Origin of the sequence: Bradyrhizobium sp. 521_C7_N1_3, assembly GCF_052075975.1 — a bacterium.
Classification (GTDB): Bacteria; Pseudomonadota; Alphaproteobacteria; order Rhizobiales; family Xanthobacteraceae; genus Bradyrhizobium; species Bradyrhizobium japonicum.
Genome location: NZ_CP197232.1, coordinates 7152707 through 7171108, shown reverse-complemented (window position 1 = coordinate 7171108; position 18402 = coordinate 7152707). Strand labels below are relative to the sequence as shown.

At 65.2% G+C, this 18402-nt stretch carries 13 protein-coding genes; 11 read left to right on the top strand and 2 right to left on the bottom strand.

The window, feature by feature from the left end:
• Window position 1: 1 nt before the first annotated feature.
• On the top strand, window positions 2-1222 hold the full coding sequence (locus AB7008_RS33890) for a glycosyltransferase family 4 protein (RefSeq protein WP_441260200.1): 1221 nt from the start codon (window positions 2-4) through the stop codon (window positions 1220-1222).
• A complete protein-coding gene (locus AB7008_RS33885) occupies window positions 1219-2166 on the top strand; it encodes an NAD-dependent epimerase/dehydratase family protein (RefSeq protein WP_441260199.1) in 948 nt (315 codons plus the stop codon). The genes AB7008_RS33890 and AB7008_RS33885 overlap by 4 nt, the downstream gene beginning before the upstream one ends.
• Here the strand turns inward: AB7008_RS33885 and AB7008_RS33880 are convergent.
• Window positions 2154-3173 carry an MraY family glycosyltransferase gene (locus AB7008_RS33880; protein WP_441260198.1) on the bottom strand — a complete coding sequence of 340 codons (1020 nt, stop codon included), beginning with the start codon at window positions 3171-3173 and terminating at the stop codon, window positions 2154-2156. The two genes, AB7008_RS33885 and AB7008_RS33880, sit on opposite strands and share 13 nt — an antisense overlap.
• Entirely contained in the window at window positions 3170-4129 is a 960-nt protein-coding gene (locus AB7008_RS33875; protein ID WP_028159796.1) for a lysylphosphatidylglycerol synthase transmembrane domain-containing protein, read from the bottom strand. Before AB7008_RS33875 ends, AB7008_RS33880 begins: the two co-directional genes overlap by 4 nt.
• A gap of 221 nt (window positions 4130-4350) precedes the next feature.
• On the opposite strand from AB7008_RS33875, the gene AB7008_RS33870 reads away from it, so the two are divergent.
• From AB7008_RS33870 to AB7008_RS33830, 9 genes are all read left to right on the top strand, one after another.
• The gene (locus AB7008_RS33870; RefSeq protein WP_441260197.1) at window positions 4351-5340 is read left to right on the top strand and encodes an SDR family NAD(P)-dependent oxidoreductase; all 990 of its coding nucleotides are present in this window, start codon (window positions 4351-4353) and stop codon (window positions 5338-5340) included.
• Between the two features lie 7 nt (window positions 5341-5347).
• The gene (locus AB7008_RS33865) at window positions 5348-6760 is read left to right on the top strand and encodes a mannose-1-phosphate guanylyltransferase/mannose-6-phosphate isomerase (protein ID WP_028159794.1); all 1413 of its coding nucleotides are present in this window, start codon (window positions 5348-5350) and stop codon (window positions 6758-6760) included.
• Window positions 6761-6943: 183 nt separating this feature from the next.
• Window positions 6944-7948 (top strand): Gfo/Idh/MocA family protein, encoded by a 1005-nt coding sequence (locus AB7008_RS33860; RefSeq protein ID WP_441260196.1) that lies wholly within the window; start codon window positions 6944-6946, stop codon window positions 7946-7948.
• A gap of 34 nt (window positions 7949-7982) precedes the next feature.
• Window positions 7983-9134: a DegT/DnrJ/EryC1/StrS family aminotransferase gene (locus AB7008_RS33855; RefSeq protein WP_441260195.1), complete on the top strand. Its 1152-nt coding sequence runs from the start codon at window positions 7983-7985 to the stop codon at window positions 9132-9134.
• 230 nt (window positions 9135-9364) lie between these two features.
• The gene (gene murJ / locus AB7008_RS33850) at window positions 9365-10891 is read left to right on the top strand and encodes a murein biosynthesis integral membrane protein MurJ (RefSeq protein ID WP_441260194.1); all 1527 of its coding nucleotides are present in this window, start codon (window positions 9365-9367) and stop codon (window positions 10889-10891) included.
• 155 nt (window positions 10892-11046) lie between these two features.
• On the top strand, window positions 11047-13854 hold the full coding sequence (locus tag AB7008_RS33845) for an ATP-binding protein (RefSeq protein ID WP_441260193.1): 2808 nt from the start codon (window positions 11047-11049) through the stop codon (window positions 13852-13854).
• Window positions 13855-13999: 145 nt separating this feature from the next.
• Complete coding sequence (locus AB7008_RS33840; RefSeq protein ID WP_248878793.1) at window positions 14000-14986, top strand: alpha/beta hydrolase; 987 nt, start codon at window positions 14000-14002, stop codon at window positions 14984-14986.
• A gap of 417 nt (window positions 14987-15403) precedes the next feature.
• Window positions 15404-15679: a hypothetical protein gene (locus tag AB7008_RS33835; protein WP_028159788.1), complete on the top strand. Its 276-nt coding sequence runs from the start codon at window positions 15404-15406 to the stop codon at window positions 15677-15679.
• Window positions 15680-15965: 286 nt separating this feature from the next.
• Entirely contained in the window at window positions 15966-18275 is a 2310-nt protein-coding gene (locus AB7008_RS33830; RefSeq protein ID WP_028159787.1) for a xanthine dehydrogenase family protein molybdopterin-binding subunit, read from the top strand.
• The last annotated feature ends 127 nt before the right edge of the window (window positions 18276-18402 follow it).

The following is an 18402-nucleotide window of genomic DNA, read 5'->3' as shown; positions in this document are numbered from 1 at the left end:
CATGCAGTCTCAAGGCAAGATCGTCGTCGCGAGCCAGCACTATCCGCCTGATCCGAGCACGACCGCCGCGATCATGGCAGAGATCGCCTGTCGCGTCGCCGTCAACCACGAGGTCATCGTGCTGTCGGGCTCGCCCGGCGAATTGCCGGCCTCGCAAACCGGCCCGGGCAAGCCGCGCGTCATTGCCATCAAGAACCGGATGGCGGGAAAGGCCGCGCTGGTGCGGCGCGGATTGTCCGAGCTGCTGTTCGCGGCGCGCACCTTCTTCGCTTTGATCCGGGAGCTTAGGGCAGGCGACGTCGTGGTCACCGTGACCGCGCCGTTCATGCTGCCTTATGCGGTCGCGGCAGCGGCAAGATGCAAGGGCGCGCGCTCGGCGCTGATCATGCACGACCTCTTCCCCGATGTTCTCGTGATGGCGGAAATCCTGAAGCCCGGCTCGTTCGTGACGCGGACGATGCGCGCGGCCAACAGCCTGATGTTCCGCGCGCTCAATGCCGTCATCACCATCGGCCGCGATGCGGAGCGGCCGCTCCTGAGCTATTCCGGCATGACGCGGAACAAGATCCGCTTCATCCCGAACTGGGCGACGCTCGTACCCGCGGCACGTCCCCTGGCGCAGGACAATCCGTTCCGCAAAGCGCTTTCCGCGCGATTCATTGTCGGCCTGTCGGGCAATCTCGGCTTCACGCATGATCCGGACATCGTGTTCGAGGCGGCACGCCTTTTGAAGGACGAGCCGGACATCCACTTCCTGCTGTCCGGCTGGGGCATCGGCTTCGAGCGGCTGAAGCAGTTGCAGGCTGAAGCGAACTTGCCCAATGTGTCCTTCGTGGCGCGGGTCGCGGATGCCGAACTCGAGGCGTTCCTGGCGGCTGCCAATCTCTGGATCATTCCGTACCGGAAGGACGTGGCGGGGGTGTCGGTGCCGAGCCGGTTCTACAATCTGCTGGCGGTCGGCCGTCCCGTGGCGCTGGTCTCCGAGCCGGAGGCCGAGGCCGCGTTGACGGTGGTGGAGAACGGGCTCGGCTGGGTCGTGGCGCCGGGCCGCGCCGATCAGCTCGCCGACGCAATCCGCGCGGCATCCCGTTGCGACGCCGCCGCTATGGCCGAACGCGCGGTGAAGGCGGCGGCGAGATTCGACCGGACGACCGCGATGAACGCCTATGCCGGGCTGATCGACGAATTGTTGCGCAACCCCGATCTGGCGGAGCAACGATGAACGAGCGAAAACCGGTCGTGCTGGTGACAGGGGCGAGCGGCTTCGTCGGCCGTCATGTCGCGCCCGAGCTGTCGCGCGCGGGATGGTCGGTCCGCCGCGCGGTGCGCAGCCCGGAGGGGATCGACGACGAGGTCGTGATCGAATCGATCGGCCCCGATACCGATTGGCAGGCGGCGCTCGAAGGCGTCGACGCCGTGGTCCATCTCGCCGCGCGCGTGCATCACAAGCACGAGGAGCATGCGGTCCAGCTCTACCGCAACGTCAACATCGCCGGCACGCTGCACCTGGCGCGCTCCGCGGCGACGGCGGGCGTGCGCCAGTTCATCTTCGTCAGCACCGTTCTCGTGCACGGCCGCAGCAATGAAGGCCGCGCGCCGTTCAGCGAAGAGGACATCCTCACGCCGCGCGGCCTCTACGGCATGTCCAAGGCCGCCGCCGAGGCGGGCTTGAGGACGCTGGCGCGCGACAGCGACATGAATATCTCGGTGATCAGGCCGCCGCTGGTCTATGGCGCGGGCGCCAAGGGCAATTTCGCGCTGCTGACGCGCGCGGTGAATCTGGGACTGCCGCTGCCCTTTGGCGCGATCCGCAATCAGCGCGCGTTCCTGGCCGTGCAGAATCTGTCGTCGTTCATCCTGCGCCGGCTGGCTCACCCCGATCCCACGAGCAATTTCGAGATCTTCCTGGTCGCCGACAGGGAACAGGTCTCGACGCCCGAATTCATCGAGCGGCTGGCAAAGGCTGCCGGCAAGAACTCGCGGCTGTTCGGCATGCCGCCGGACCTGCTCTCAACGCTGCTCAGCGTGATGGGCCGGCAGGATACCCATGACAGCCTGATCGGCTCGCTCGAGCTCAACCTCGCCAAGGCAATCGCGACCGGCTGGCAGCCGCAGGTCTCCCTCGACGAGGGCCTGCGGCTCGCGCTGGCGGCTCAGGACGTCTGAGGGCGGGAGAAGCGCCGCAGCACGAATCCGATCGCGATCGCGCCCGCGACGAGCGCGAGCCATGTGACCGAGGTCGAGCCTGCGCGTACGGTGACGACGGCGAGCACCGCCAGCAATAGATTGAGCGCGAACACATCGCCGATCACGCGGCGGACCGTGAAGCCGTTGTCGGTGGCACGCTGGTAGAAGTGCGAGCGGTGCGCCGACCAGAATTGTTCGCGCCGCGCGATGCGCCGAAACAGCGTGATGGTGGAATCCACGAGGTAATAGGCCGGCAGCAGCAGCGCCGCGGCGGGCTGCCCGTGCCAGGCGAGCTCCAGCAGGCACCAGCCGAGCAAAAGGCCGATCGGCAGGCTGCCGACATCGCCCAGGAACACTTTTGCGACGGGACGGTTGAACGGCGCAAAGCCGAGCATGGCGCCGCACAGCGCCGTGGCGATCAGCGCGGCCGGCCACGAGAGATCACCGAGCAGTCCCAGCAGCAGCAGCGCCGCAGTGACCGGCACGACTTCCGCAACCGTCATCAGGTCCAGTCCGTCCATGAAATTGACGAGGTTCACGAACCAGACGCCGGCGAGCAGGATGAGGCCGCGCTCCAGCGAAAGCGGCAGTGCCGGCACGATGCGCGCGGTCTCGGGAGCGGTGAACACGACCGCGCCGACGCAGGCTGCTTGCAGCGCGAGCCGCACCAACACCGGCAGCGACACGATGTCGTCAGCGAATCCGACCAACGCGATCACGATCGTTGCAATGACCAGCGCCGGCGGGATCGCAACGTTTGCCCAGGCGGCCCAGGCCGATGCGACCAGCAGCGTGGCGGTGATCACCGCGATGCCGGCGCCCTGCGGGGTCGGAATGCGATGCGAGGAACGGGCATTCGGCCGCGCCAGGGCGTAGCGCTGGAGCAGGGGACGGCTGGTCCAGGTGATGAGGGCCGACATCAGCGCGGCGACGGCGACGGCAAGCAGCGAGGACATGGCGGCGACAGCGTCGATGGCTGGGCTCACTCCGGCACCCCGAGCGGCGCCGACCCTTTCGCGGCCTTCTCCGCGCTGAGGATCCAGACCAGGCCGCCGATCGCGCCGACGATGAAGAGCACGGCGCCGAACAGCAGCGAGACGTTGACGCCTTCGTTGGCGGAAAGCCCGGCGAAACCGAAGGCCAGGCCCATCGTCGCCTCGCGCACGCCCCAGCCGGCGATCGAGATCGGCATCAGGGTGATCAGCATGATTGGCGGAATGAGGAGGAATGTCTGGCCGAAGCTGACCGGCGCGGCAATCGACTGCACCACGCACCACGCAATGACGACGGCGAGCACGTGAACGAGAAGCGACAGAATTGCGACGATCGGTCCGCGCTTGGCATTGAAGATCACGCGGTTGGCAATCACGGCGCAGGCGTGGATGTGATGGGTGGCCCACCAGGTCTTCAGCCACGACCATTTCAGCGCGCCGAAGATCAGGAAACCGACGCCGCCCGCGAGTGCCGCGAAGTCGACGAGCAGCAGCGCCGAGCGTCCGTGCGGATCGGTGATGAGCTCGTAGCTCCAGGGCAGGCTCGCGACGACGACGATCGCCAGCGCGACGAGGCCGATCGCGCGGTCGACGAAGATCGAGTAGGTGGCCGCGCGCCATCCGGCGCCGGCGCGCGCGACCAGCCACAGCCGGACCGCATCGCCGCCGATCGCGGAGGGAAGCGTCTGGTTGAAGAAGGCGCCGATCACGTTGTAGCGCATGGCGCGGCCGAGCTCGAGCGGCGCACCGCATTCGGCGCTGATCTCGCGCCAGCGGACCACGCCGACGAAGATTTGCAGGAACGTGACCGCGATCGCCATGGCGATCCAGAGCAGGCTGGTCCCGGTCAGGCGCGAAACCAGTTCGGACAGATCGACCTTGCGCAGCGCCAGGTAGAGCAGCGCTCCGGAAATCAGGATTTTGGCCGTCGACAGCAGGATTCGGCGCATCTCGCCCGCATGAACAGGGTTTGCGAAGATTTGAGGCAACCCGACGCGAGGCGTCGAATTCGGCCGCTTTGGTATGGTTTTGGCGCCGATCTTGCAATAGCGCTTATCTGGAGCGGTGACGAATAGCGGCGGGGCTATTGCGACGGCCTCGATACCGCGGCTAAAGAGGCGCCGCGGGGCCCGCTTGGGGATCGCGTGGCAACAGATCGCTTGGGAACAGGATGACGGATCAGGCGATTTTGGTCACGGGAGCCGCCGGGTTCATCGGCTTTCACGTCGCCCGGCAGCTCCTGGCCGAGGGCCGGCCCGTGGTCGGGCTCGACAATCTCAACAGCTATTACGATCCGGCGCTGAAACAGGCGCGCCTGGCGTTGCTTCGGAACGATTCCAACTTCACCTTCGTCGAGGCCGATCTTGCCGACCGCGAGACCATCGCGGCGCTGTTTGCGCGACATCGATTTGACAAAGTCGTGCATCTCGCGGCGCAGGCGGGCGTGCGTTACTCGATCGACCATCCGCACACTTACGCCGATTCCAACCTCCAAGGCTTTCTCAACGTGCTGGAGGGCTGCCGCAACAACTCTTGTCGTCATCTCGTCTACGCCTCGTCATCCTCCGTTTATGGCGCCAACACTAAACTGCCATTTGCCGTGCAGGACCGGACCGACCATCCCGTGAGCTTCTATGCCGCGACCAAGAAGGCGAACGAATTGATGGCGCAGTCCTACAGCCATCTCTACCGGCTGCCGGTCACGGGCCTGCGCTTCTTCACCATCTACGGCCCGTGGGGCCGACCGGATATGGCCCTGTTTCTGTTCGTGAACGCCATCATGGCCGGCAAGCCGATCCGGCTCTTTAACCATGGCAAAATGCGTCGCGACTTCACCTATATTGACGACGTCACCCGTGTAGTATCCAAGCTCATCGATCGGGTGCCCGCGGATGACCCGGCTGCCGCAAATGCGCCGTCTAAGGTCTACAATGTCGGCAATAACCATCCGGAAGAGCTGATGCATGTCGTCGGGCTTCTGGAGCAGGAGCTGGGTCGGACGGCAATCAAAGAATTGCTGCCGATGCAGCCGGGAGACGTCTTGGAAACGTTCGCGGATGTCGAGGATCTGACGCGCGACACCGGCTTTGCACCGTCAACGCCGATCGCGCTCGGGGTCCGTAATTTTGTCACCTGGTATCGGGACTACTTCAAGGTTTGAAATGACGATGGACAAACGCATTATCCCCCTGATCATGTGCGGCGGTGCCGGCACGCGGCTGTGGCCGGCTTCGCGCGAGGTGCGCCCCAAACAGTTCCTGCCGCTGTTCGGTACGCGCTCGACCTTCCAGGACACGCTGCTGCGCGTGTCGGATGCCTCGCTGTTCGATCGTCCGATCGTCATCACCAATGCGTCCTATCGCTTCATGGTGCTGGAGCAGCTCGCCGAGATCGGCATCGAGGCCGACGTCATCCTCGAGCCGATGCGCCGCGATTCCGGCCCCGCGATCGCCGCGGGCGCGGTGTTCGCGCAGAACCGCGCCAGTGACGCGATCGTGCTCGCGCTCGCCGCCGACCACGTGGTGCAGGACAATGCGGCCTTCGTCGCGGCCTGCCGCGAAGGCCTCACCGCCGCGAGCGCCGGACGCATCGTCACCTTCGGCGTCAAGCCGGAGCGACCGGCAACCGAATACGGCTATATCAGTCCGGGCGAGGTGATCTCCGGCGAGGTGCACGCCGTCGCGCGCTTCGTCGAAAAGCCTGATGCCGTGAAGGCGGCCGACTACGTCAGTTCGGGCTATCTCTGGAACAGCGGCAACTTCATGTTCCCGGCCACGGTCCTGCTCGACGAGTACCGCAAGGTGGATGCGGCGAGCGTCGAGGCGGTGTCCAATGCAGTGACCAATGCCGGCCGCGATCTCGGCTTCGTGACGCTGGAGCCCGAGGCGTTCGGCGCGGCGAAGGCGATCTCGATCGACTACGCGGTGATGGAGAAGACCTCGCGCGCAGCGGTCGTGCCGGTGTCCTGCGGCTGGTCCGACGTCGGCTCCTGGCGTGCGGTGTGGGAATTGTCCGAGAAGGACACGCAAGGCAACTCGGCACATGGCACCGCCGTGTTCGAGGACTCGCGCAACTGCAACGTCACGAGCGATCATGCGCTGGTCGCGCTTGAAGGCGTCGACGATCTCGTCGTGGTCGCCACCGCGGATGCGGTGCTGGTCTCGCGCCAGAAGGATGCCAACGGCCTGAAGCGCCTGGTGACGAAGCTGAAGGCGGTCGCGCCGAAGGTCACCGAGGAGCATCTCAAGGTGCACCGGCCCTGGGGCAGCTACCAGTCCGTCGACAATGGCGAGCGTCATCAGGTCAAGCGCATCGTGGTGAAGCCGGGCGGGCGGCTGTCGCTGCAGAAGCACCATCATCGTGCCGAGCACTGGATCGTCGTTCGCGGCGCGGCCCGGGTGACCGTCAACGAAACCGTCAAGACCGTGCACGAGAACGAGTCCATCTACATCCCGATGGGCGCGGTGCACCGGATGGAGAACCCCGGTAAAATCATGCTGGAACTCATCGAGGTCCAGACCGGCAGCTATCTCGGGGAAGACGACATCATCCGGATTGAAGACGACTATCAAAGGTCGTAACCAGCAAGCTCCGAATCACGCGACCCGGGCCGACAAGGCGGTCTGTTTTCCGGCGTAAGGCCCGGGGAACGTGTAACTTTTTGAATCAAATCGTGTCCGGACCGTCAGGTCGGCATTCGCCACAAATGTGGCGCCCGTGCTAGAAGCAGCCCGGGGATTTGCGTTGAATCGGGGTTTACTCAGATGAGTTCCAAAGGGTTTGCACCGGCAAAGGCCGGCTTGCGCGTTGGCGTCATTGGCGCGGGCGTGATGGGCAGCAACCATGCGCGCGTGCTTAGCGGTCTTCCAGGCGTCAGCCTCGTCGGTGTGGTCGATCCGTCGCCAACGCATCTGACGCGCACCACCGAGCTTGCCAGCTGCCAGGGCTTCGAGACGCTCGATCAGCTCCTCGCCGCAGGTGTCGACGCCGTCACCATCGCGGCACCGACCCATCTGCATCACGAGGTCGCGCTCGCCTGCATCGCCAAGAACGTCCACGTGCTGGTCGAGAAGCCGATCGCCTCCACGGTCGCGGAAGGCCGCGAGATCGTCGCCGCCGCGCAAAAGGCCGGCGTCACGCTCATGATCGGCCATGTCGAGCGCTTCAATCCGGCGGTCGCCGCCGTCAAGCAGGCGATCGCGGGCGAAGATATTCTCTCGATCGCGATCACCCGCGTCGGCCCGTTCCCGCCGCGCATGTCCAATGTCGGCGTCGTCATCGATCTCGCCGTGCATGACATCGATTTGATCCGCTGGTTCACCGAATCCGACATCGTCGAGGTGCAGCCGCAATTGTCGAGCGCCGTCGCCGAGCGCGAGGACATCGCGCTCCTGCAGTTCCGCACTGCCAACGGCGTGCTCGCGCACATCAACACCAACTGGTTGACGCCGTTCAAGGCGCGCAGCGTCACGGTCGCGACCCGCGACAAATACGTGATGGGCGATCTGTTGACGCGCCAGGTCACCGAGTGCTTCGGCTTCAAGCCTGATGGCAGCTACTCGATGCGACATCTGCCGGTCGGCCACGACGAGCCGCTCCGTGCCGAGCTGATCGCGTTCCTGAAGGCCGTGCGCAACGGCGAGACGCCGGCGGTCACGGGCGACGAAGGCGTCGCCAGCCTCGAGATCGCCACGCAGTGCCTCGAAACGCCGTCGCGGCCCGCGGCCTCGTCGGCTGCCCGCAAGGGCCCGCGCCGCGTCGCCGGCTGATTCCCTTTCCATGTCGACCACTCAAGAAGGCGCCATGAACCAGCATCTGCGTTCCGAACCCATTCCCTTCATCGACGTCGCCTCGCAGCGCCGCCGGCTCGGCGCCTCGCTCGATGCCGCCGTCAAGCGCGTTCTCGACCATTGCCAGTTCGTCAATGGCCCTGAAGTCGCCGAGCTCGAGAAGCAGCTTGCGGCCTATAGCGGCGCCAAGCACGTGATCGGCTGCGCCAGCGGCACCGATGCGATCCTCATGGTCATGATGGCGAAGAATGTCGGCCCCGGCGATGCCGTGCTGTGTCCGTCCTTCACCTTCATCGCAACCGCATCGCCGGTGGCGCGGACCGGCGCGACGCCGGTTTACGTCGATGTCGATGAAGCCACCTTCAACATGAGCCCGGAGTCGCTGAAGCGCGGCATCGCGACCGCCCGCAAGGCCGGCCTGAAGCCGGTCGCGGTGATTCCGGTCGATTTGTTCGGGCAGCCCGCCGACCACGATTCCATTGCCGAGATCGCCAGGGCCGAAGGCCTGTTCGTGCTCGACGACGCCGCACAGGGGTTTGGCGCGAGCTACAAGGGCCGCAAGCTCGGCACCTTCGGGCTCGCCACCGCGACCAGCTTCTTCCCGGCCAAACCGCTCGGCTGCTTCGGCGACGGCGGCGCGATCTTCACCGATGACGACGAGCTCGCCGCGACGCTGCGCAGCATCCGCGTGCACGGGCAGGGCGTCGACAAATACGACAACGTCCGCCTCGGCCTGACCGGCCGGCTCGACACCATGCAGGCCGCGATCCTGATCGAGAAGCTGAAGATTTTTGACGACGAGATCGCCGCCCGCAACAAGGTTGCGGAGCGCTATGCGCGCGGCCTGTCGAACGTGGTCACCGTGCCGCGGCTTGCGCCGGGCAATACCTCGGTCTGGGCGCAGTACACGATCCGTCTCCCTGAGGGCACCGACCGCGACGGCTTTGCCGCCGCGCTGAAGGCCCAGGGCGTGCCGACCGCGATCTATTACGGCAAGTCGATGCACCAGCAGACCGCCTACAAGCAGTATCCGGTCGCGGACGGCGGGCTGCCGGGCTGCGAGAGCCTGTCGCAGGACGTCATCAGCCTGCCGATGCACGCCTACCTGACCGAAGCCGACCAGGAGCGAATCATCGCCGCCGTGCGCGGGGCGATCGCGGGCTGAATTCGTCGTTTTGCCGCGCTGGTCGTCATGCCCGGGCTTGTCCCGGGCATCCACGTTCTTTGTGTGCGTGGCAAGGCGTGGATGGCCGGGACAAGCCCGGCCATGACGCTGTGGAGACTGTCGGCGCTCCTGGCGCACACCTCATGTGCGATTGCCCTCTCCCGGGAGGGGGCACACCTCTGTCGCGGCTTGCACCTAGACCTAATCGCGCCATGCTCTAAAACAGACGCATGCTCGGACGCATCTTTACGGTTGGTGGTTACACGCTGCTCTCGCGGCTGACGGGATTTGCCCGCGACATCATGCTCGCGGCGATCCTCGGCGCCGGCCCCGTGGCCGACGCCTTTTTCGTGGCGCTGCGGCTGCCCAATCATTTCCGCGCGATCTTTGCCGAGGGCGCCTTCAACGCCGCCTGGGTGCCGGCCTATGCCCATGTCCATGGCGAGCGCGGGGAGGGGGCGGCAAAACTGTTCGCCGACCGTATCTTCACGCTGCTGCTGGCCTCGCAGGTGGTGCTACTCATCGTCGCGTGGCTGTTCATGCCGCAGGCCATGAGCATTCTGGCGCCCGGCTTCAGTGAGGACGCGGAGCAGCGCAAGCTCGCGATCGAGCTGACCCGGATCACCTTTCCCTATCTGCTGCTGATCACGCTGGTCACGCTCTACGGCGGCATGCTCAATGTGATGCAGCGCTTTGCCAGCGCCGCCGCCGCGTCGATCTTCCTCAACATCTCCATGATGATGACGCTGGCGCTCGCGGCATGGTTTCCCAGCGCAGGCCACGCCGCCGCCTGGGGCGTCCTGATTTCCGGCTTCCTGCAATATTTTCTGCTCGCGGGCGATCTCGCGCGCCATGGCGGCCTGCCGCGCTTTGCGCCGCTGCGGCTCGATGAGGACGTCCGCGGCTTCTTCAAAGCGCTCGGCCCGGCGACGCTGGGCTCGATGGGCACACAGGTCGCGCTGTTCGCCGACACCATCATTGCGACCTTCCTGCCCGCAGGCGCACTGTCCGCGCTCTATTATGCCGACCGCCTCAACCAGCTGCCGATCGGTGTGATCGGCATCGCGATCGGCACGGTGTTGCTGCCCGAGATGTCGCGGCGGATCACCGCCAATGACCATGACGGTGCGATGAAGGCGCAGCGCCGCGCCTTCGATTTCACGCTGCTGTTCTCGATCCCATTCGTCGCGGCCTTCATCACCGTGCCCGATGCGATCATGCGTGCGCTGTTCGCCCGCGGCGCGTTCTCGAAGGCCGATGCCGCCGCCGCCGGCGCGACGCTCGCGGCCTATGCCATCGGCCTGATCCCCTTCGTGCTGATCCGCAGCGCGGTCGCGACCTTCTACGCGCGCAAGGATACGGCGACGCCGGTTCGGGCGTCGCTGACCGGCATCGCGGTCAACGTCGCCCTGAAGGTCGCCCTGATGGGATCGCTCGCCCAGATCGGCCTGGCGCTGGCAACGGCGATTGGCGTCTGGACCAATCTGCTGCTGGTGCTCTTCTTCGCGGTGCGGCGCGGCTTCCTTGTGCTGGACCGCGCCTGGCTGTTGTCGCTCGGCAAATTCCTGCTGACCGGACTGATCCTCGCCGCCACGTTCTGGCTGATCGCGCGCTTCGGCGGTTCCTATCTGTCCTCGATGCACTTCCACGATGAATTGACGCTGGGCCTGCTGGCCGTTGGGGGCACCATCGTCTACGCGCTTGCGATCCTCATCCTGTTCGGCCGCAGCTGGCTGGTCTCGCTGGTGCGCGGCTAGGCCTGTATCAATCCGGCGGGCCAAAGGATGGGGTGCAGCAGGCGAGACAGGCCGGAAGCAGTCATCACGTATACGGCTCTCCTCTGGTTCCCGGTACATGCTAACGTTAAACCTCGACTGAGTTCGAAGGGTGCAGTGCCACTAACGGTTATGCGATGACCAGACGGGCGAAAAAGACAGCCTCGTCGCCGAAGAGGCGCAGTGGTGCTGCCCCTGCGTCTCCAAGTTTGCAGGGTCGTGCGCAGGACATTGCGCTGATTGATCATCTGATCGAGCGGATCGACCAGGGTGGATCCACGCTTGTGATCAGCGGCGAGCCCGGCATCGGAAAATCTGCGCTTCTCGATGTGGCCAGGCACAGAGCCAGTGAAAGCGGCTTCACCGTCTTGGGCATGACCGGCGTCCTGGCCGAAGTCCATTTGCCGTTTGCAGCACTTGAACAGGCCCTGCGTCCGCTGATGAAAGGGGCCGAGGGCCTTGTCCCTCGCCAGCGATCGGCGTTGCTGGCTGCATTTGGCATGCAGGATGACACGGGGGCGCCCGATATTTTCCTGGTTGCACTCGCGACGCTGTCTCTGCTGAGTGAAAGGGCGACGCGCAAGCCTCTGCTGCTTGTTGCCGACGATGCCCAATGGCTGGATCAGGCGACCTATGAGGTGCTGGCCTTCATCTCGCGCAGATTGAGTTCGGACCCGATCGTTCTGGTGGTGGCCATGCGCGATGACTTCAAGGGTTCGCTTGGCGATGCCTCGACCCAGAGGCTGCGACTTTCAGGGCTTGACGCCGCCGATGCCGAGCATCTGCTCGATGCCAACGCGCCGGGCCTTCCTGCGGAGCTGCGCAGCCGCTTCCTTAAGGAAGCCTCGGGCAATCCCCTGGCCCTTGTGGAGCTGCCTCGCGGAGAACGAGCCGCTGGAGATACGCCGTGGCTTCCGCTGACCGACCGGCTCGAGCGCGCCTTCTCCAATCGCTTATCCGACCTCCCGCCTATCGCGCGATTGCTGCTGTTCGTGACGGCAGAAAACGACGGGACATCGCTCCACGAAATCCTTTCCGCCGCCGAAGCCGTGTTGGGCGAGCGCGTGGGGATCGATGCGATGGCGCCCGCGGTCGCCGCCAAGCTGATCGAGATCAACGGAACGGAGGTGCGGTTTCGGCATCCGCTGGTTCGCTCCGCCATGCACCAGGCCGCCGACCCGGCAACCCGCCAGAGGATCCACGCCGCGCTTGCTGCCGTGATTCACGATCAGCTCGACCGCCAATTGTGGCATCGTGCCGCGGCAACGATCGGACCTGACGACGAGCTCGCCGGCGAATACGACCTGATGGCGGCGCGCGCGTTGCGGCGCGGCGCCGTGGCGATGGCGATCGAGGTCCTGGAAAGCGCGGCACGGCTGAGCAGCACGGCGAGAGCCAGAGGCGATCGGCTGTTGCGGGCGGCCGAACTCGCGGCCGATCTGGGGCAGCCGGAGCTCATGGAGCGGCTGCTGCGGCAGGCCGACATCGATGAAGCGAACCAATTGGCGCTGGTTCGGATTGCCTGGTGCCGCGAGATCAGCCAGCCTCCGGCGGCCAACCATCCCGCGAAGATTCTCGCCTTGATCGGGTTCGCCGCGAAAGCCCACGCCGCCGGCGCGATCGATCTCGCCGGCAACCTTCTTTGGCGCGCCGCGCAACGCTGCTGGTGGAGCAGCGCAAGCGATGAACTTTGCAAAAAGGTTTACGACGCGGCAACGCGGCTGGAATTGCCCGACACGGATCCCCGCCTGATCGCGATCTCCGCTTACGTCGAACCGCTGCGGCGCGGAGCTGATGTGTACCTCAAGCTGCAGGGGCTTGCGGGAACGGCGCCCAGCGATCCCACCATTGCGAGAATCCTCGGCAGCACCGCCAATGTCATCGGGACCTTCGACATCGGCGTGAACTTTCTCGCCGAGTCCAGTGCCGTGCTGCGCATGCAGGGACGGCTCAGCGATCTTGCCCGGGTGCTTTTCGCCCAAGGGTGGGCGGAAATGGAAGTCGGTGACTGGCGAGGCGCCATGAGGGAGGCCGAGGAATCCGCCCGGCTTGCCGAAGAGACCGGCGGGCTTCCGTGGATTGCCGCAGCCACGATCCTGAAAGCCAGGCTCGCTGGAATGCAAGGCAATCTGGAGCAATCCGAAGCGTATGCGGCGCAGGCGGAAGCCCTGGCCCTGTCCATCGGCGCGAGTTTCCTGCTGGCCATGTTGCAGATCGCACGAGGCGTATCCGCAATCGGCGCGGGCCGTCATTGGGAGGCCTTTGAGCATCTGCGACGCCTGTTCACGCCGGCCGATCCCGCTTTCAATTTCGGCCTTCAGTTCTTTGGCCTCGCGGATTTCGTGGAGGCCGCCGTGTCATCCGGCAATGCGGACGAGGCGAGCCGCGTGCTCGACGAGATCGAGCGCGCCTCGGCTCCGACGCCGGTGCCGTGGGTCGGGACGATACTGCAATATGGCAAGGCGTTCCTCGCGGCGCCTGATGATGCCGAACAGTTCTTCTTGCAGGGTCTTGGATTGCAAGGTCCTGGGCCGGCCGCGAAGAAATGGCCGTTCCTGCGTGCCCGTTTTCTCCTGGCCTATGGCGGATGGCTGCGCCGCCAGCGCAGATCCGCCAATGCGAGGGCTCCGTTGCGCGAGGCACGCGACATGTTCGATGCGCTCGGCGCTTCGCCCTGGAGCGATCGGGCCCGCGAGGAATTGCGAGCGTCGGGCGAAACCAGCCGCCGGCGAACCGAACAGGTGTGGGACACGCTGACCCCGCAGGAGCTTCACATCGCGCAACTCGCCGCCGAAGGTCTCTCGAACAAGGAGATCGGCGCCAGACTGTACCTGTCCCACAGAACCGTCGGGTACCACCTGCACCGGATCTTTTCGAAGGCCGGAATCACCTCGCGGTCCGGGCTACGCCCCGTTCTCGCCAGCATCAGCCGCCCCGCGGACTGATCGCCGTCCCGTCATCGGACTGGTCATTTGACAGAAGCGGCAGCCCCTCCGCGCGGGCTAGCTGTGCGAGTGCGTCTACCCCAAGCAAAAGTTGACCATGAAACTGTTCTCTTCACTCGCAATCCTCAGCCTCGGAGCAATCCTCATGACCCAAGCCGCCGATGCGGCCCCGGACGCCGGGACCGACCCCCGGATCGATCCCCAGGTTCGCGCCTTCCTGCGCGAGATCAACAAGGATCCGAGCCCGTTCTGGGAGCTCCCGCAGCCCAAGCCGCAGGACATCCTGACGGAGCTTCAGAACAAGACGGCAGTCGACATGTCGGGGGTGAACACGACCGAGCAGACCATCACCCAGGATGGTCAGTCCGTGAAAATATACATCATGAAGCCCGAGCACGTGACCGGAAAGCCCGGCGTGCTGCTGTTCATTCACGGCGGTGTCTGGATCGTCGGGAATTTCCAGAACCATCAGCGTCTGTTGCGCGACCTGGTGGTCGGCTCCGGCCAGATCGGTGTTTTCGTTGAGTACACGTCCCTGCCAAAGGCGCGCTTCCCCACGCAGCTCGACCAGTCCTATGCCGTGCTGAAATGGGTGGCGAGCCACGCCGAAGAGTTCGGCGCGGACGGTAGCCGAATCGCGGTGGCGGGCAATTCGGTTGGCGGCAACATGACTGCGGCATTGTCGCTGATGGCCAAAGACCGCGGCGGCCCCAAGATCAGCTATCAGGTCATGATGATCCCGGCGACCGACGCCAGCGTCGATACCGCATCCTATCACGAATATGGCACGGGACGATTTCTCGCCCGCGCCTTCATGAAATACGGCTGGGATCTGTACGCGCCGGACGCGGCGGCGCGCAACAACCCCTACGTCTCGCCGCTGCGCGCCAGCCTGCAGCAATTGAAGGGGCTTCCCCCGGCTCTTGTCATCACCGCAGAGAACGATCCGCTGCGCGACGAAGGCGAGGCTTACGCGCGCAAGCTCAAGGAGGCCGGCGTGTCCGTGATTGCGACCCGCTACAACGGGATGATCCACGACTTCGTCCTGCTGAACGGCATCCAGAGCGACCCCGAGCCCCAGGCCGCGATTCGGCAGATGTCGGCGGAGATCAAGGCACACCTCGCTCCTTGACCTAGCCCTGGAAGAGCAGGCGGCGACATTGTCGTCGCTTGCGGCGCCTTGACCGATCCCGAGCTTATGATTGCGGCGTACCGCTACGTTCCAGTCGATCGAGTTGGTCCCGAACGCAACGCTGCGAGGATGTTGCGACGGCGTCGAAGACGAATGCGCCCGGAGTGGGCTCGCCCCCAGGATGCAGCGACCCTCCGTACATCCCTTGATTTCGTGCGATTGCCGTGGTATTGGCGCCGCATGATCAAATCGTCGCGCCACTTCAACCGCAACCACATGACCCGCTTCGGCTGGGCCGTGGAAGGAGTCGCGCGCTAGAAATTCGACGACGACATCTTTTCCACCAGGCCCCGCCGGCATCGGACGGGGCCTTTTGTTTGGCCACGCTCCCTGCCGGCACAACAGCAGGAGCATCCGATGCCACCTCAACAGACGAACATCTCATCCGGGATTGAGCGCGATGCCGTGAGGCTTCGCCTCGACCTCTCCATCGTCTTGAGACTGATCAAGCGATACTGGCGTGCGTTTCAGGAGCGGCGCCAGAGCCCACGCGTCTCCTTGGAGGACTTGAGTGACAGCGAGCTGATGGATATCGGCCTGACGCGCGGCGAGGTCGACTACATCACGCCCGAGCGCGCTATCGATACGCTGAGAGATCGCGCCACGGATCTTTGGAGGCGGGGCGTGATATAGGTAATCAACCGTCAGAAGCGGAGATGCGCTTTGCGAACAAGCGGCAGTCAGCACGACTACGTCTTCTTGGGAGTGCACCGCGGGACGAGTTCGGCAACTATCGTGCCATCAACCGGACCGTTCTTCACAGGGAAATGACCGGGCTGCGGCGTTTTCGTCGCATCCCGCTCTGTCACGCGAGGCACCGGGCGAGTCTTCGCGGCCTGTGCATGCCTAAAGCCGTTTGCCTTGCCACTTTTTCCACGGCAATATGCCCGCAAAATAACCATGAGGACGGGATAAGAAAATGGCGGCTCCCATCAAGTTCGGCGTTGGCCAAAGCGTGCTGCGCAAGGAGGATGACGCGCTCATCCGCGGCAAGGGCCGCTATACCGACGATTATGCGCCGCAGGCCGCGCTTCGCTGCCTGATGCTGCGCTCGCCGCACGCGCATGCCAAATACACCATCGATGCGAGCCGGGCCCGTACGCTGCCGGGCGTTGCGCTGATCCTGACCGCCGATGACGTCAAGGACCTCGGCAATCTGCCCTGCCTGTTCAACCTCGAGACCGATCCGTTCACCGGCCCGCCTTATCCGATCCTCGCCAAGGACGAGGTGCGCCATGTCGGCGATTCCATCGCCTTCGTGGTCGCCGAGACCATCGACCAGGCCCGCGACGCGATCGAGGCGATCGAGGTCAAATGGAGCCCGCTGCCGGCGGTGACCGGCGTCGTCAACGCGGTCAAGAAGGGCGCGCCGCAGGTCTGGCCGGACAAGGCCGGCAACGTGCTGTTCGACGTCTCGATCGGCGACAAGGCGGCGACCGAAGCTGCCTTTGCGAAAGCGCATGCGGTGGCCGAGATCTCCATCGTCAATCCGCGCGTGGTCGCGAGCTTCATGGAGGCGCGCGCGGCCGTTTGCGAATACGACGCCAAGCGCGATCATCTGACGCTGACCGTCGGCAGCCAGGGCAGCCACCGCCTGCGCGACATCCTCTGCCAGAACGTGCTGAATATCCCCACGGAGAAGATGCGGGTGATCTGCCCCGACGTCGGCGGCGGTTTCGGCACCAAGCTGTTTCCATACCGCGAATACGCCCTGATGGCGGTCGCCGCGCGGCAGCTCAAGAAAGCGGTGAAATGGGCGGCCGACCGCACCGAGCACTTCATGGGCGACGCGCAGGGCCGCGACAACGTCACCACCGCCAAGATGGCGCTGGCCGAGGACGGCAAATTCCTCGCGATGGATTGCGACCTGATGGGCGACATGGGCGCGTATCTGTCGACGTTCGGCCCCTACATTCCGCATGGCGGCGCCGGCATGCTGCCGGGCCTCTACGATATCCAGGCCTTCCACTGCCGGGTGCGCACCATCTTCACCAACAGCGTGCCGGTCGATGCCTATCGCGGCGCGGGCCGACCCGAGGCGGCCTACGTGATCGAACGCCTGGTGGACGCGTGTGCGCGAAAACTCGACATGACGCCGGACGCCATCCGCCGCAAGAACTTCATTCCGCCGAAGGCGCTGCCCTACAAGACGGCCACGGGCAAGGTCTATGATTCCGGCGATTTTGCCGCGCATCTCAAGCGCGCGATGGAGATCGGCGAGTGGAAGGAGTTTCCCAAGCGCGCCAAGGCGGCCAAGAAGAATGGCCTGATCCGCGGCATTGGCCTGGCGAGCTATGTCGAGATCTGCGGCGTGATGGGCGAGGAGACCGCCAATGTGCGGCTCGATCCCAACGGTGACGTCACCGTTCTGATCGGCACGCAGTCGAGCGGGCAGGGTCATCAGACGGCTTATGCGCAGATCGTCGCCGAGCAGTTCGGCCTGCCCCCGGAGCGCGTGCACGTGCGCCAGGGCGACACCGACGAGATCGCCACGGGGCTCGGCACCGGCGGCTCGGCCTCGATCCCGTCAGGCGGCGTCAGCGTCGAGCGCGCCACGCGCGAGCTCGGGCAAAAGCTGAAGGAGATCGCGGCGCAGGCGCTGGAAGCCAGTGCCGGCGACCTCGAGCTCTCCGACGGCGTGGTGCGGATTGCCGGCACCGACCGTTCGATGTCGTTCGCCGATCTCGCCAAGCGCGGGAGCGCCGATCCATCGAAGCTTAACGGCAGCGCGACCTTTGCCAGCGCCGACGGCACCTATCCGAACGGCACGCATCTGGCGGAAGTCGAGATCGATCCGGCGACCGGCATCATCAAGATCGTCAACTACGTGATCGTCGACGATTTCGGCAAGACGCTCAATCCGCTGCTTTTGGCGGGCCAGGTGCATGGCGGCGCCATGCAGGGCATCGGCCAGGCGCTGATGGAGCAGGTGGTCTACGGCGCCACTGACGGGCAACTGATCACCGCGACCTTCATGGACTACGCGCTGCCGCGCGCGGCGGATGGTCCGGCCTTCGTGTTCGAGACCAGCAACGTTCCCTGCACGACCAATCCGCTGGGCGTGAAGGGGGCGGGCGAGGCCGGCGCGATCGGCTCCTGTCCGGCCGTCGTCAACGCCATCGTCGACGGGCTCTGGCGCGAATACAAGATCGACCACATCGACATGCCGGCCACCCCGGAGCGGGTGTGGATCGCCATCAACGAGCACCACCGCCGTCACAGCCTCTAAGCTCGAGTTCGACCAAATAGTCCAAAGTGCGACGATCTATCGCCGCGCTTTGGATGGAATGAACTCTGCCAAACGGTGTTGGCCCAATGTGGGGTCAGCACGATCCTGTCTCGGAGAAAGGGATTTT